Consider the following 13,377-nt stretch of genomic DNA (forward strand, 5'->3'; position numbering starts at 1 on the left):
AGGCCTTGCCTCCGGCCCGGGGCCGGACTTCGCGTCCGCCGTCGCACCGGCCCCGCCTCACACCGGGGACGGCACGGGTGCCGGGCCGCCGCGCGGGATGCGCCAGAGGCCGGGGCGTATCTCGACCGCGCCGGAGCCGGACGCGGTGGCCGGGTCCGGGTGGTCGAGGGTGCGCAGCGAGCGTCGTGCGTAGAGCCGCAGCCGGGGGTCGTCGAGGGCGTCCGCGAGGGCCAGGCACTCCTCGAAGAAGTGCCGGGCGGTGGCCGGTTCGTGCTGGGCGAGGGCCACCAGGGCGCGTGCCCTGGACGCCTCGTAGCGGCCCCGCGGAGGGCCGGAACGCGTCGTTCCGAGTGCGGCGAGGGCGGAGTCGAGCAGCGCGGCGGCCTCGTCGGGCGCCCCGGCGTCCAGCAGGAGTTCGGCCAGACCGGTCAGGGCCCGCCCGGTCTCCTCGCGGTCGCCGACGGACCGGGCCCGCTCCAGGGCGCGGACGAACCGTTCACGGGCCCGGTCCGAACGCCGGTAGCGGGCGTCGAGTTCGGCGGAGAGCCGCAGCATCCGGGCCTCGGCCGACCGGTCGGCGTGGCGCCGTGCCGCGTCCAGGGCCAGGGCGTAGCAGTCCTCCTCGTCCCCCGCGCCCGGCGGGACGCCCTCGGCCAGCCGGTCCGTGAGCCGGACCGCCGGGGCCCAGAGCCCGGCCGCGTGGGCGGTGCGGACCAGTCGGACGAGCCCGGCCGCGTCCGGTGTGCCGCCGTGCCGGGGGTCCGCCGCGCCGTCCGCGTAGGCCAGACAGACCCGCCGGACGGCCTGGGCGACCGTGTCCGGGTCCTCCTCCTCTGCCAGCCGTTCGGCGGCGAGCAGCCGCAGCAGCTCCGGGAGGTGCCAGGCGTCCCGGTCGACGGCGACGAGCCGTTCGTCGGCCAGTGCTTCGAGGGAGGCGAGCGCCCGCCGGGGGGTGAGACCGAGGGCGGCGGCGGCCCGTACGGAGTCGAAGGGGCCGGGCGGCAGCAGCGACAGCAGCCGGAACTCCCGGCGCCGCTCGGCCGCGCAGCCCTCGTACGCGGCGAGGAGCCCGGCCCGTACGTCGATGTCACCGGTGCACAGCGCGTCGAGCCGGCCGTCCTCGGCGCGCAGCCGGGAGAGCAGGGTGGCGGACGTCCAGTGCGGCCGGGCCGCGAGCTGGGCGGCGGCGGCCCGTACGGCGTGCGGCAGCAGTCCGCAGAGCACGCCGACGTCCCGCGCGTCCTCGGGGGTCACCCGGCCGCCGTTCGCGTCGAACAGCCGGGCCAGCTGCCAGGCCTCCTCCGGGCGCCACGGGCCGAGGAGCACCGTGCGCAGTCCGGGCAGCCCGGCGGGGACCCGGCGGGCGGTGAGCAGCAGGGTGTGGCCGAGCTCCAGCAGGGGCCGTACCTGGGCCTGGGAGGTCACCCCGTCCACCAGCAGCAGCGCCCGGCCGCCCCCGGCCGGGGCGGGGCGCGGCGGGCGTCCGCCGCCGTCCGGGACGTACAGGCGCAGCCCGCCGGGGAAGGCGTCGGCGGCCCGGTGCGCGGCCTCGACCGCCAGGGCCGTCTTCCCGGCGCCCGGCATCCCGGTCACCGCGACCACGCCGCCGCCCGCCCCGGCCGAGGCGCGCAGCAGGCGTTCCACGGCGACGAGTTCGTCGGCGCGGCCGAGGAACGCCGGATCGGCGGCGGGCAGCTCGCGGACCCCGTCCGGCGCGCGGTCGCGGGCGGGCGCCGGTTCGGGGCGGGCCAGGTCCGGATCGCCCTCCAGGATGAGCTGTTGCAGCCTGCGGGAGCGCGGACCCGGCTCTATGCCCAGCTCCTCGACGAGGGTCCGCCGCAGCCGGGTGAAGGTGTAGAGGGCCTCGGCCTGCCGTCCGCACCGGTACAGCGCCACCATCAGATGGGCGTGGAACTCCTCGCGCAACGGGTACGCGGCGGCCAGTTCGTGCAGTTCCGGAACGAGTTCGCGGTGCATGCCGAGACGGAGTTCGGCCCGCACCCGCTCGTCGAGCGCGGTGGTGCGCGCCTCGTCGAGGCGGACGGCGGCGGCGTCCAGCAGCGGACCGTGCGGAACGTCCGAGAGCACCGGGCCGCGCCACAGGGCGAGGGCCCGCCGCTGGAGGTCGGCCGCGGCGGCGAAGTCCCCTTCGTGCAGGGCGAGACGGCCGCGCCGCGACAGGTCGAGGAAGGCGGTGCTGTCGAGTTCGCCGGGGGCGAGCCGCACCAGGTAGCCGGGGCGGCGGGTCACCAGCAGCTCCCGGCCGTGGTCCGGGTCGGCGGCACCGAGCGCCTTGCGCAGATGGGAGACGTACACCTGGAGGGTCGTCGGGGCGGTGCGCGGCGGGGCGTCGGGCCACAGTTCGTCGATGAGGCCGTCCACGGACACGACCTCGTTCGCGCGGACCAGGAGCGTGCCGAGGACCACCCGCAGTTTGGCGGCGCGGGGAGCACACGGGCCGGCCTCCAGCGGGCCCAGGATGCCGAAGCGCATGGTGTCCACCGCCTCAGAGGTCCTGGACGACACAGGTGCGGGCCTCGGCGACCGCCCAGCGCTGCTGGGTCAGGGTCAGGGTGACCGGCACGCTGGGCCGGCCCTCGGTGTCCCGGCCGAGCGGGCCGGCCACCGCCACGCAGCGCAGCGGCAGTTCGCGTTCCGCCTGGCCCCGGAAGTGCACCTGGCAGGCGGCCAGCACGGAGCGCTCCGCCTCCAGCCCGTGGGCGCGTCCCGCCGTCAGCAGGGAGCTCTGGCGCAGTGCCTCCAGCAGATGCAGTCCGGAGAACTGACCGGCCTGCCGGGGGTCGGTGTCGTCGAAGACGGGCCCGATCCGCTCGGACAGCACCCAGGTGCTGATCCGGCCGCGGGCCGCGTCGACCGGTTCGCTGATCACCACGTTGTCCTCGCGGGTCCGGCCCACCTCGGCCCGGCCGGCCGGGCGCGGCGGCGCGTCCGGGGCGTCGCCCAGCTCCGGCACCGCGCGCATCGCCTGCCGGGCGTGCGCCACGTGCTTGCGGTACAGCTTCGGCATCAGGAAGACCAGGCCGGCCGAACCGGTGGCGCACGGCCGCCCGTCGATCGCCACGTCGAGATGGAAGTCGAGCCCGCGCGGCACCTCGGCGACCACATTGGCGGGCCGGGCCCTGATCTGCGTCTCCATGACGGCACCCCGGTCCGCGCCGGGGCGGGTGCGCCAGGCGGAGAGGTCGGTGAGGTCGAGGTCGAAGCGGTAGAAGAGGCCGGGGCGGTCGTCGGGCACGCCGAAGTAGCGGTGGCCGACGAGTTCGCCGACCTCCCGGACGCTGCCGGTGGCGATCTGGAGGTCGTGGAACCGGCCGGGGCCGTCGTTGAGGAGCGGGTGGGCGACGGGCGTCTCGCCGACGAGCGTGAAGTGCTCGGGACCGGGGCTCGGCGCGTCCAGGCCGTGGTGCGACCGCGCGGCCGGGCGGTGGATCAGGTGCTGGGCACCGCTGCCGGGCCCCGGGGCCGCGGTCGCGCGTCCGTGGATGGCGGGAGCCGAGCTCGTACGGTTGTCGACGGTCATGTCCCTCCCCTTCTCCCGGCCCATGGTGGGGCGCCCGCCGGAGCGCCAGCCACCCGCCGCCGCTGGCCACAAGGTGCATGGCAGGAAGGTGTCGGCGCAGCGCGGCCCCCCGGGCTCCGGACCTGACGGACCATGGCCGCAGCGTCCCGGGCCGGGACCGGCGCGACGAGGGCTCCGACCGGGGCCCGGTGCGCCGGGCGGGCTTAAGCCGCGTCCATGGTGGGGCACCGAAGCTGTTCCCGACAGCCCCGCCGAGGGACATCCCCCGCGTCCTCGGCGGGGCTTTCCGCAGGGAGGCACCCGATGACCGTCACCGGAACCGCAGGCGGCCGGCCGGCCGCGCCCCTTCCGCCGCGCGCCGGGACCCCCGCACGCGCCGGCGCGCCGACCCGCCGGACCCGGTTCGGCTACGCGTCCGGCTCGCTCGTCTCCGGCACGTTCACCACGCTCCCGGGTCTGCTGCTGCTCCCGTACCTCACCGACACGCTCGGCGTCGGCGCGGCGCTGGCGGGCACGGTCGCGTTCCTGCCCAAGGCGTGGGACGCGGTCCTCAACCCCTTCGTGGGCCGGGCCAGCGACCGGACCCGGAGCCGCTGGGGCGCGCGCCGCCCGTACGTCCTGTGGGGCGGGCTCCTCACGGCGCTCGGTTTCGCGCTGACCTTCGCGGGCCCGGCGCCCGGCTCCGCCGGTGCCTGGTGCGCGGCCGCCGGCTATCTGCTGACGGCGACCGCGTTCGCGTTCTTCCAGGTGCCGTACGTGGCGATGCCCGCCGAACTCGCCGACGACGAGGCGGACCGGATGCGGCTGGTGGCGGGCCGGGTCGCCGTCATCGGGATCGCCGCCCTGGTCACCGGGGCGGTCGCCCCCGCACTGGTCGACGCGGGCGGCGGCGGACTGCCCGGCCACCGCTGGGCGGGCCTGTTCGGCGCGGCGGTGGTGGCGCTGGGCGCGCTGTGGGTGTTCGCCGGGACGGCGGTTTCGGGAGCGGGGACGTCAGGGGTCGGGACTCCGGGAGTGGGGAAGCCGGGGGCCGGTGCGTCCGGCACGCCCCGTACGACGAGGGCCGTCGCGGCCCAGCCGTCCCTGCGGGCGCAGTTCGAGGCGGCGCGGGCCGACCCGCCGTTCATGGCACTGCTGCGCTGTCTGGTGCTTCAGTCGGTCGCCACCGGGGTGCTGCTGGCGGGCGCCCCCTACTTCGCCGACCACGTGCTGCACGACTCCTCGGGGGTCGGGGCGCTCGTGGCGGCGTTCGTCGCACCGAACCTGCTGACCGTGCCGCTGTGGTCCCGGCTGCGCGGCCCGCGCGGATACACCCTGGCCACCGCGCTGTTCACGACCGGCTGCCTGCTCTTCCTGGCCTCGCCGGTCCTGCCCGAGGGCGCGGTCCTGGTGACGATGGCCCTGGCCGGCACCGGCCACGCGGGCCAGCTGCTCTTCCTGTACGCGATGCTGCCGGACTGCATCGCCCGAGGGACGGGCCGCACCGGGCGCCGCGAAGGCGGCGTGCTGTCCGGGGTGTTCACGACCGTCGAAGGCCTGGGAGTGGCGGCCGGACCCTTCCTCTACGGACTGGTCCTCCAGCTCACCGGCTATGTCTCCTCCGGCACCGGCGACGCCGCCGCGCAGTCGGCGACCGCCCGCGCCGGCATCCTGGCGGGCTTCGGCGCGCTGCCCGCGCTGGCCGCCGTCGGGGCCGCGCTGCTGCTCCGGGCGTACGACCGCCCCTACCGACCCCTGATCGGTGGCCCGGACACGGACACGGGTATCCGGGGCCGCGACCCCGCTGGATGATGAGCACGATCCGGACGTGCGGGCATCGGGGGGTGGCTGGAGTGACGTACACGCGGGACTGGGACACGGCCCAGGTCGGGTTCGGCCCCGAGGTGCGTGAACTGATCGCTACGGCCCTCACGCCCCGGGAGCCCTCCTTAGTCGTCCGGGCCGGGACCTACGTCGTCGATCCGCCGTTCTTCGGCAACGGGGACATCGGGCGCCTGGCGGTGTGCGGAGCCGTCAACGACCTGGCCGCCACCGGCGCCGACCCCCGCCATCTGGCCCTCGGCATCGTGCTGGAGGCCGGGCTCCCCCTCGACCTGGTCCACCGGCTCACCGCATCGGTCCGGGAGGCCGCCGCCGAGGCCGGGGTCGCGGTGACCGCCGTCGACACCCAGGTCGTCCGGGCGGGGGAGGCGGACCGGGTCTACGTCACCGCGACCGCCTTCGGTGAGCGCGCCGGGCCCGCGCTCGGCCCGGACCGCGTCCGGCCGGGCGACCGGGTCCTGGTGACGGGCCCCCTCGGCGACCACGCCGCCCATCTGGTCTCCCTGCGCGACGGTCTGGGCTACGAGTACCACGTGCCCAGCGACTGCGCCCCCCTCAACGACCTCCTGCGCGAGGTCCGCGCCGACCTCCACCACGCCCTCCCCGCGGCCGGCGGCGGCCTCGCCGAGACCCTGCGCCTGACCGCCGCGGCCCGGGGCCTGACCCTGCGCGTCGACGAGTCGGCGCCCCCGGTCCGCCCCGGCACCCGGGTGGCCCTCGCCACCCGGGGCCTCGCCCCCCTGGACGCCGCGTGCGCGGGGAGCCTGTGCCTGTTCGTCCCCCCGGACCGCACAGGCACCGTGCTCACCGCGCTGCGCGCCCACCCCCGGGGCCGCCACGCCGCCGTCGTGGGCGAGGTGACGGCCGACCGCCGGGGCGACGTCGAGTACGTCACCCCGGACGGGGCCCGCACCCGGACACCGAGCGCGGGACCGCTGCCGGAGCGGCTGCTGTGACGGGGATCAGCAGGGCTTGATCTTCCAGTACGGGTCCCAGTTGATGGGGTGCGACTTGTTGTCGGCCGACACCACGCGCGCCGACCCGTTCCCCTCGATGAACCGCCCCTCGGCGCCGCCGGTCTGGTTGTTGATGAACGCCCCCCAACCCGCCCAGAAGCTCAGGTCGTAGGTGCCGCACGTCTCGAAGCGGTCGATCCGCCACTTCTTCCTGACCGGATCCCAGACGGAGGTGCACAGGGAGCCCTTCTGGCACGAGATGAGGCCCTCGTCGTTGTAGATGGGGTCGTATCCCGTGCTCGGGGAGACGCCCGGTGACGTCGCCTGCAGGGAGGACGGGGCCGGGGCCGGCTGCTGGGCCTCGGCCTGGGTGACGGCCAGGGCGGCGACGGCCGAGGCCATCACGGCCGCCGCGCCGAGGGCGCGCTTCATTCGCATGGGTTCGGGTTCTCCTCTGCTGGTCACGGACGGACTCGTGTCGTTCGTCCCGATTCCGATCCTTCGGCGCGACGGAGTTGTCCGGCCAGCCCCTTTCATCACTCCGTACAAAGCCCGGCATGCTGGTCGGGTCGACGACGGTCAAGGGGGAGCCGCTGTGGGACGCCGTGAACGCGCGCTGGATCCGGCCGACGGGCCGGTGGCCCGGTTCGGTCTGGAACTGCGCAAGCTGCGCGAGGAGGCCGGGCCGTTGACGTACCGGCAGATGGCCTTACGCGCCCACTACTCGACCACCACGCTCGCGCAGGCCGCCGCCGGGGAGCGGCTCCCCTCGCTGCCGGTGACCCTCGCCTACGTACGGGCCTGCGGGGGCGACGAGGAGTACTGGGAGCGCCGGTGGGCCGAGGCGGAGGAAGAGGTGACGGCGGAACGCCTCGCCACCGACGCGGACGACGCCTCCGCCCCGTACCGGGGGCTGGCCCGGTTCGAGACGGGCGACAGCGGACTGTTCTTCGGCCGCGACCGTGTGATCGCCCAACTCGCCGCCCTCGTGGCCGAGAAGCGGTTCGCCGTGCTGTGCGGCCCCTCCGGAAGCGGGAAGTCGTCGCTGCTGCGGGCCGGCCTGATCCCCCGGCTGCGCAGGCCGACGGCGGGCGCCGGGGCCGGGCCCACGGTGATCCGGGTGCTCACCCCCGGTCCGCGCCCGGCGACCACGCACGCGGCGGCCCTGTCCACCGGGGCGGCGGGCGGCCCGGCCCTGATCGTCGTGGACCAGTTCGAGGAACTGTTCACCCTGTGCACGGACCTCGGCGAGCGGGCCCGGTTCGTCGACGGGCTCCTGGACGCGGCGGGGTCCGGGCACGGGGACCGCGTGCTCCTCGCGATCCGCGCCGATTTCTACGGCCATCTCGCCCAGGACCGCCGGCTCGCCGACGCGGCCGGTGACGGCGCGCTGCTCCTGGGGCCGATGAACCAGGACGAGCTGCGCGAGGCGATCACCGGGCCCGCGGCCGCCCGGGGGCTGCTCGTGGAGAAGACCCTGACCGCCCGGATCACCGACGAGCTCGCGGAGCAGCCCGGCAGCCTGCCCCTGATGTCGCACGCCCTCCTGGAGACCTGGCGCCGGCGCCACGGCCGTACCCTCACCGAAGCGGCGTACCTGGCGACGGGCGGACTCGCCGGGGCCATCGCGCGTACCGCCGATGACTGCTACGAAGGGCTCACCCCCGCCCAGCGCGAGACGGCCCGCCATGTGCTGCTCCGCCTGGTCGCCCCGGGCCTCGGCACCCAGGACACCCGCCGCCCCGTCACCCGGGCCGAACTCGGCCTGCCCGTGGGCGACGAGGACACCGGGGAAACCACGGCCGACGATATGGCCGTCGTCCTCGAACGCCTCGGCCGGGCCCGGCTCGTCACCCTCGGCCACGACACCGTGGACCTCGCGCACGAGGCGCTCCTGACGGCCTGGCCGCGACTGCGGGGGTGGATCGACGAGGACCGGGAGCGGCTGCGCCTGCACCGCCGGCTCACCGAGGCCGCCACCGGCTGGCAGGAGCTCGGCGGCGATCCCGGCGCGCTCTACCGGGGCGCGCGGCTGTCGGCCGCCACGGAGGCCTTCGGCACGGGGCCTGCCGAGTCCGGTGAACTCTCCTCGCCGGAGCGCCGGTTCCTGGCCGCGAGCACCCGCGCCGCGACGCGTGAACGGCGCACCCGGCGGCTGCGCGGCGGCGCGCTGTCGACCCTGCTCGTGCTCGCCCTGCTGGCGAGCCTGGTGGCGTGGGAGCAGAACCGGCAGGGCGAGCGGCGGCGCGTGGAGGACGAGGCCCGGCGCATCGCGGGAGTGGCCGAGAGCCTGCGGCTGTCCGACCCGGTCACCGCCATGCGCCTCGGCCTCGCGGCGTGGCGGGTGGCCGACCTCCCCGAGACGCGCGCCGCGCTCCTGGCGGCGTCGGAGCAGCCGGAGCAGGGGACGTTCACCGACCCCGACACGGGCGGCGACACGCTCCGCCAACTCAGCGACGACGGACGTACGTTGCTGAGCATCGGCCGGCGCGACGTCGTCGAGTGGGACGTCCGCACGGGCCGGCGGCTGCGCCGTCTGCCGGGCGTGGGCGAGGCGCTGATCCGCCTCGCCCCGGTGCGGGGCGACGGGACGCGCGTCCTGGAGTTCTCCCTGGGCAAGCCGCGCACGCTGCGGGTCACCGTGCGGGACCTCGTCACCGGCCGCACGGTCGGCCCTCCGCCGACGGATGTCATCGGAGGGGCCGCGACCGGGCAGGGCGGACGCCTCCTCCTCACGTACGAGCCGGTCGCCTCCCCGGGCGGGGGGAGGAAGGAGCGCGCGACGGTCCGTGACGCGGTGACCGGTGCGGTACGGCTGGCCCTTCCGCCGCGCCCCTGGCGCGCGTCGCGAATCGGAGAGAGCTTCATCGAGCCCGAGTCGGTGGCGCTCCGCCCTCGGCGCAGCGCCGAGGCGCACGGACGGCCCCTCGTCCAGGAGGTGTTCCTCAGCCCCGACGGCGGCCTGCTCGCCCGGTGCCTGCCGGGCGAGCCGCTGGAACTGTGGAACGTGCGGCACCGGCGCAGGCTCGTCACACCGTGGGCGCCGACCCTGCCGCTCGACCGGTGTGCGAACGAGGCGGTGCGCTTCACCCCCGACTCCGGGACTCTCGTGCTGACCGACGAGGACGGGGTGCGTACGTGGGACGTCGCCACGGGACGGGAGCGGCGCCTCGTCGAGCATCCGGGGCTCGTGGAGGTCCGCCTCAGCCCCGACGGGAGGTTCCTGGCGGCCGTGGACCACGAGGAGCTGTTCGTCTGGCGGGTGGACGATCCGGGCGGTGATCCGGTGTTCCATTACGGGCTCGGCGGTGAGGAGGCGGCGGACCTGCGCTTCGACCTCGCGACGGGCAGCCTCGGCTATCTGGCCGCGACCCGGAGCACCATCGGGTGGCCGAGGACCGTGCGCACCTTGGACGTGAGCCGTGTGCTGACTCCCGGTCGGCGGCGTGACCCGGCGATGAACGCCGAGTTCAGTCCGTCCGGCAATTTCCTGGCCGTCGCGCACTGGCAGGGTGACCGGGTCGCCTTCCGGTTACGGGATCTGCGGCCGGGCGGCGGCTGGAGCGATCTGCCGGGTCTGCTGCCGTGCCCGGCGGCGACGCAACGGGATCCCGCCTGCCGGGCGTTCCTGGCGTTCGGCCCCGACAGCCGCACGCTGGTGTACGGCATGGGAACGTTCGGGGCCGACGGCCGCTCCTCACCACCGCCCCGCGTGGTCTTCTGGGACATCGACCGGCACCGTGTCACCGGGAGACAGGACCTCGCCCTGCCCGGGAAGGCGGGCGAGCTGGGACTGAACGCCCTCGCCTACACCCCCGACGGCCGGTCGCTGCTCCTGGTCCAGCCCGCCACCCTGGGCACGACGTACCTCTGGGATCCGCGCCGCCGTGAGACGGTCGGCTCGTGGCCGGGCGCCCAGGGCAGCACGGTGGCCGTGGCCCCGGACGGCAGCCGGTTCGCCACCTCCGAAGGGCAGGTCGGTGAGCTGTCGGGGAGCCGGACGGTCCGGCGCGTCGACCGGGCGCAGTCCGTGTCCTTCAGCCCCGACGGGAAGCTGCTGGCCGCCGGGGACGGAGCCGGCCGCGTCGTGCTGTGGGACGGGCGGGCGGGACGCCGGCTGGGCGAGCTGAAGGACATGAGCCCCGAAGCCCCCGGGACGGTCTTCTCGCTGGCCTTCTCCCCGGACTCCCGGCTGCTGGCCGTCGGGGGTGACGTGTCCGTGGAGGTGTGGGACGTGGCCTCCCGTACGCCGGTGGGGCCGCCCCTGGCCACGGGGGGCGAGCCGGCCATGGCCCTCGCGTTCGGTGCGGACGGGACGACGCTGCGCGTCGCGGGACGCCATGTGGACCTCGCGACGTACCGGCTCGACCCCGGGACGGCGGCGGCCACGGTCTGCCGCCGGGCGCACGGCGCCCTCTCCGAGGCGGACTGGCGCACGTACCTTCCCGATCTGCCGTACGCCCCCGGCTGCCCGGACACGTAACCACCGCGCGGTGGCTTCGTACGGGTCCGCACCCCGCACCGCCGCGTCCGTGCCCCGGTCCCCGTGACCGTGCCCCGCCTCCCGGGCCCGGTGTCAGTGCGCGCCCGTAGGGTGCCCGCATGGACTGGCAGTGCACCGGCCTCCGCTGGCCCGAGGACTCCGGCGGCCCCGCGCTCGGCTGGCGCAAGGGGCGGCGGACCCGGGTGAGCGCCCTGGCGTACGGGACGGAGTTCGGCTTCCGGGCGGCCGGTGAGCGGCGCTGTTCCGGGGCCCGGGGCCACGCCTGCCCGGTGGCGGCCGCGGTCCCCGCGTCGAGCACGGGCGGACGCTGCGCCGAGTGCGGGCGGCTCGACCGGGCGCACTCGGTGGCCGCCGACACCATCCCGGACGACCCGCGCACGTACCGGGTGTACCTGGCGTGGTTCGGGCCCGGCATGGTGAAGGTCGGGATCACCGCGGAGGAGCGGGGCGCGGCGCGGCTGCGGGAGCAGGGGGCGGTGGTCTTCAGCTGGCTGGGGCGCGGCCCCCTGATGGCGGCCCGCCGGACCGAGGAGGTGCTGCGGGCGGCGCTCGGGGTCCCGGACCGCATCGCGTACGCGCGCAAGCGGGCGGTGCGGGCGGATCTCCCGGAGCCGGCGGAGCGGGCCGCCGAGCTGGCGGAGCTGTACGGGAGGGCGGCGGTCCTGGAGGACGGCGGCGGGCCGGCGGGGCTGGAGCGGCTGCCGTTCGCGGCGGTGGACCACGCGGGGATCTTCCGGCTGGCGGCGGTGTCCGGACCCGGGCCGGTCCGCACGGTGACCGGGCTCACCGACGGCGGCACGGTCGCGGGGCGGCTGGTCGCGGCGGCCGGTCCCGACCTGCATCTGGACACGGGCGGGCGGGGCCTCGTCGTCGACACCCGGCTGATGACCGGCTGGGCGCTGACGGCGGCCGGCCCGGACGCGGGGGTGGCGGTCCCGACGGCCCCGGTGGGGGGCGGCGCCGCGCAGGACGGCCTGTTCTGAGATCGTCGGAGGACGATCGAGGAAGGGGCGGGCGGCATGGGTGACGAGCACGACGACGTGGTGCGGTTCTGGCAGGAGCTCGGGCTGCCCGGTCTCATCGACGTCCACACGCACTTCATGCCGGAGCGGGTGCTGCGCAAGGTCTGGGCGTACTTCGACGCGGCCGGTCCGCTGACCGGCATGGAGTGGCCGATCACCTACCGGCACGAGGAGGACGAACGCCTCGCCCTGCTCCGCTCGTTCGGCGTGCGCCGCTTCACCTCGATGCTCTACCCGCACAAGCCGTCCATGGCCGCCTGGCTGAACGGCTGGGCGGCCGACTTCGCCGCCCGCACCCCGGACTGCCTGCACACGGCGACGTTCTTCCCCGAACCGGAGGCGGGGCGGTACGTCCGGGACGCCGTGGAGGCCGGGGCCCGGGTCTTCAAGGCGCACTTCCAGGTCGGCGCGTACGACCCGAACGACCCGCTGCTCGACCCGGTCTGGGGGCTGCTCGCGGAGGCGGGCATCCCGGTCGTGACGCACTGCGGCTCGGGCCCCGCCCCCGGCAAGCACACCGGCCCGGACCCCGTCGCCCGCGTCCTGGCCCGTCACCCCCGGCTGCCGCTGATCGTGGCCCACATGGGCATGCCGGAGTACGGGGAGTTCCTGACGCTCGCCGAGACGTACCCCGAGGTCCGCCTCGACACCACCATGGCCTTCACCGACTTCACGGAGGCCTTCACCCCGTTCCCCGGAGCCGAGCACGGCCGCCTCGCGGATCTGGGCGACCGCATCCTCCTCGGCACGGACTTCCCGAACATCCCGTATCCGTACGCCCACCAGCTCCACGCCCTGGAACGCCTCGGCCTGGGCGACGCCTGGCTGCGCGCGGTCTGCCACGACAACGCGGCGGCGCTGTTCGGGGTGTGAGCGGGGCGGTCCGGGGAGCGGCCTGAGGAGCGGTCCGGGGAGAGGCCCGCCCTCAGCCGGCGGAGGTCAGGTCAGCGCCTCGACCGCGTCGGCCGTGCGGCGGGCGTAGTCCGCGTCCAGGGCGGTGGGATCGAAGAGCAGCCGGTACCACATGGGGCCGTAGACGAGGTCGACGACGAAGTCGAGATCGACATCGTGGCGGGTGAACTCGCCGCGCTCACGCGCGCGTTCGAGCAGGGCGCGGACCGCGTCCCGGCGGGGCAGGATGAGCCGCCTCCACACGGTGTCGGCGAACTCCTCGTCGCCGATGGCCTCGGCGGCCAGCGCGCGGTTGAGGGTGCCGCTGATGCCCTGCTGCGCGTGGAAGGTCGCGGTCAGCAGTTCGGTGAGGTCGCCGTGCAGGCTGCCGGTGTCGGGGGTGGGCAGCTTGCCGGCCGCGAAGGCGGCGAGGGCGTCGAGGATCACCTCCCCCTTGCTCCGGTAGCGCCGGTACACGGTCTGCTTGGAGACGCCCGCCCGGGACGCGATGCCTTCGATGCTCACGGCCCGGTAGCCGTTCTCGGTCACCAGGTCCATGGTCGCGCGCAGGATGGCGCCGTCCACGCCGGGGTCTCTGGGTCGTCCGCTCATGAAGCCACCTTAAGGGATTGACATACGGAC

General features: G+C 76.0%; 9 protein-coding genes. 5 read left to right on the plus strand and 4 right to left on the minus strand.

All coding sequences use genetic code 11. From position 1 onward, the window contains the following. Nucleotides 1-57: 57 nt before the first annotated feature. Both ACFVDM_RS02230 and ACFVDM_RS02235 read right to left on the minus strand, forming a co-directional pair. Complete coding sequence (locus ACFVDM_RS02230; RefSeq protein ID WP_383632141.1) at nucleotides 58-2,493, minus strand: BTAD domain-containing putative transcriptional regulator; 2,436 nt, start codon at nucleotides 2,491-2,493, stop codon at nucleotides 58-60. A gap of 13 nt (nucleotides 2,494-2,506) precedes the next feature. Next, the gene (locus ACFVDM_RS02235) at nucleotides 2,507-3,541 is read right to left on the minus strand and encodes an AfsA-related hotdog domain-containing protein (RefSeq protein ID WP_383631792.1); all 1,035 of its coding nucleotides are present in this window, start codon (nucleotides 3,539-3,541) and stop codon (nucleotides 2,507-2,509) included. Between the two features lie 303 nt (nucleotides 3,542-3,844). On the opposite strand from ACFVDM_RS02235, the gene ACFVDM_RS02240 reads away from it, so the two are divergent. Next, on the plus strand, nucleotides 3,845-5,332 hold the full coding sequence (locus tag ACFVDM_RS02240) for an MFS transporter (protein ID WP_383631795.1): 1,488 nt from the start codon (nucleotides 3,845-3,847) through the stop codon (nucleotides 5,330-5,332). A gap of 41 nt (nucleotides 5,333-5,373) precedes the next feature. Next, nucleotides 5,374-6,318 carry an AIR synthase-related protein gene (locus ACFVDM_RS02245; protein ID WP_383631798.1) on the plus strand — a complete coding sequence of 315 codons (945 nt, stop codon included), beginning with the start codon at nucleotides 5,374-5,376 and terminating at the stop codon, nucleotides 6,316-6,318. Between the two features lie 6 nt (nucleotides 6,319-6,324). Here ACFVDM_RS02245 and ACFVDM_RS02250 read toward each other — a convergent pair whose 3' ends face one another. Then, a complete protein-coding gene (locus tag ACFVDM_RS02250; RefSeq protein ID WP_383631801.1) occupies nucleotides 6,325-6,756 on the minus strand; it encodes a hypothetical protein in 432 nt (143 codons plus the stop codon). A gap of 157 nt (nucleotides 6,757-6,913) precedes the next feature. On the opposite strand from ACFVDM_RS02250, the gene ACFVDM_RS02255 reads away from it, so the two are divergent. The 3 genes from ACFVDM_RS02255 to ACFVDM_RS02265 all read left to right on the plus strand — a co-directional run bounded on the left by ACFVDM_RS02255 (nucleotide 6,914) and on the right by ACFVDM_RS02265 (nucleotide 12,717). Further along, nucleotides 6,914-10,801: a hypothetical protein gene (locus ACFVDM_RS02255; protein WP_383631804.1), complete on the plus strand. Its 3,888-nt coding sequence runs from the start codon at nucleotides 6,914-6,916 to the stop codon at nucleotides 10,799-10,801. 119 nt (nucleotides 10,802-10,920) lie between these two features. Further along, a complete protein-coding gene (locus ACFVDM_RS02260; protein ID WP_383631807.1) occupies nucleotides 10,921-11,805 on the plus strand; it encodes a DUF2797 domain-containing protein in 885 nt (294 codons plus the stop codon). Between the two features lie 36 nt (nucleotides 11,806-11,841). Then, nucleotides 11,842-12,717: an amidohydrolase family protein gene (locus tag ACFVDM_RS02265; protein ID WP_383631810.1), complete on the plus strand. Its 876-nt coding sequence runs from the start codon at nucleotides 11,842-11,844 to the stop codon at nucleotides 12,715-12,717. Between the two features lie 66 nt (nucleotides 12,718-12,783). Here ACFVDM_RS02265 and ACFVDM_RS02270 read toward each other — a convergent pair whose 3' ends face one another. Next, a complete protein-coding gene (locus ACFVDM_RS02270; RefSeq protein ID WP_383631813.1) occupies nucleotides 12,784-13,347 on the minus strand; it encodes a TetR/AcrR family transcriptional regulator in 564 nt (187 codons plus the stop codon). Nucleotides 13,348-13,377 lie beyond the last annotated feature (30 nt).

Source organism: Streptomyces sp. NPDC057682 (assembly GCF_042799575.1).
Classification (GTDB): Bacteria; Actinomycetota; Actinomycetes; order Streptomycetales; family Streptomycetaceae; genus Streptomyces.

Bases quoted from the DNA above. Each gene is read 5' to 3' on its own strand.
- ACFVDM_RS02270 (WP_383631813.1), bottom strand. From the start codon at position 13,347: ATGAGCGGACGACCCAGAGACCCCGGCGTGGACGGCGCCATCCTGCGC.
- ACFVDM_RS02240 (WP_383631795.1), top strand. From the start codon at position 3,845: ATGACCGTCACCGGAACCGCAGGCGGCCGGCCGGCCGCGCCCCTTCCG.
- ACFVDM_RS02230 (WP_383632141.1), bottom strand. From the start codon at position 2,493: ATGCGCTTCGGCATCCTGGGCCCGCTGGAGGCCGGCCCGTGTGCTCCC.
- ACFVDM_RS02250 (WP_383631801.1), bottom strand. From the start codon at position 6,756: ATGCGAATGAAGCGCGCCCTCGGCGCGGCGGCCGTGATGGCCTCGGCC.
- ACFVDM_RS02265 (WP_383631810.1), top strand. From the start codon at position 11,842: ATGGGTGACGAGCACGACGACGTGGTGCGGTTCTGGCAGGAGCTCGGG.
- ACFVDM_RS02260 (WP_383631807.1), top strand. From the start codon at position 10,921: ATGGACTGGCAGTGCACCGGCCTCCGCTGGCCCGAGGACTCCGGCGGC.
- ACFVDM_RS02235 (WP_383631792.1), bottom strand. From the start codon at position 3,541: ATGACCGTCGACAACCGTACGAGCTCGGCTCCCGCCATCCACGGACGC.